This window comes from Pseudomonas sp. K5002, from assembly GCF_013386655.1.
GTDB lineage: Bacteria > Pseudomonadota > Gammaproteobacteria > Pseudomonadales > Pseudomonadaceae > Aquipseudomonas.
The window spans coordinates 1-1,241 of record NZ_JACARK010000854.1 but is presented as its reverse complement, the minus strand read 5'-3'; the positions used below and the strand labels follow the sequence as shown (position 1 = coordinate 1,241).

Sequence of the window (1,241 nt, the reverse complement as noted above, 5' to 3'; positions counted from 1 at the left end):
CGCGGAGCGTGGGAATGATCGCTAGGTCAGGCTTTCGGCAAACCCATGCCCTGGCCCATCTGCACCGGCGTCCCCGCCTGCAGTGCTTCCGACCATTGCACCTGGTCCGGCCCAAACAGCACGATTGCCGTCGAACCCAGCTTGAAGCGCCCCAGTTCCGCACCTTTTTCCAGGTGGATCGGCCCACGGGCAGCTTCGTCATAACGGAAGGTTTTCAGCTCGCGTTTTGGCGGCGTTACCAAGCCTGCCCAAACCGTTTCAATCGATGCCACGATCATCGCGCCAACCAGCACCACGGCCATCGGGCCGCGTTCGGTGTCGAAAATGCAGGCAACACGCTCGTTACGCGCAAACAGTTCCGGCACATTTTCGGCCGTGGTCTGGTTCACCGAGAAGATTCGGCCAGGGATATAAACCATTTCCCGCAGGGTGCCGGCCAATGGCATATGCACCCGGTGGTAGTCCTTCGGCGACAGGTAAACAGTGGCGAAATCGCCGCCCATGAACGGCGCAGCCACCGCCGCATCGCCGCCCAGCAATTCCAGCACGCTGAAGCTGTGGCCCTTGGCCTGGAACACCCGGCCATGTTCAATCGGGCCCAACTGGCTGACCGCGCCATCGGCCGGGCTCAACACCGCGCCTGGGGTCTGATCCAGCGGCCGTGCACCGTCTTTCAACGCGCGGGTGAAGAAGGCGTTGAAGTGCTCGTAAGCGGTCACGTCTTCAACCAGGGCCTGGGACATGTCCACTTGATAACGCTTGGCAAACCAGCTGGTGAACGCATTCTTGAACCAGCGCACGCGGCATTCGGCAATGCAACCGGCCAGACGCGACAGCAGGTGGTGGGGCAGCAAGTACTGGCTGAGGATGAACAACTGCTTTTTCATTAACTGTCCTTAAACCTTAAATCTCAACGGGGGTGTCGGGGTGGTTGCCCCATTCGCCCCAGGAACCGGCATAACCTTTGACTCGCGGATAACCGAGCGCCTTGGCCACCAGGTAGGTGAAGCCAGAACGGTGGTGAGTCTGGCAGTGGGTGATGATTTCTTTGTCGCGGGTCAGCCCGAGGTCTTCGAGGATCTGCGGCATGTCGCGGCGGATGCGCAGCTGGCGCGCCTTGTCCATGCCGGCGGTCCATTCGAAGTTCACCGCGCCCGGGATGTGTCCACCCTTGGCCGCGAGGACTTTCTCCCCGGAGTATTCCAGCGGGCCGCGAGCGTCCCAGATGCCCAGGTCGGCAG

General features: G+C 61.6%; 2 protein-coding genes. Both read right to left on the bottom strand.

Features of this window, described 5'->3' with window-relative positions; genetic code table 11:
* Positions 1-26 precede the first annotated feature (26 nt).
* Positions 27-887 carry an archaetidylserine decarboxylase gene (gene asd, locus HX846_RS29965; protein ID WP_003217535.1) on the bottom strand — a complete coding sequence of 287 codons (861 nt, stop codon included), beginning with the start codon at positions 885-887 and terminating at the stop codon, positions 27-29.
* 16 nt (positions 888-903) lie between these two features.
* Positions 904-1,241, bottom strand: a 338-nt coding sequence (locus HX846_RS29960; RefSeq protein ID WP_256740104.1) for a rhodanese-like domain-containing protein, incomplete at its 5' end; no start/stop codon positions are given.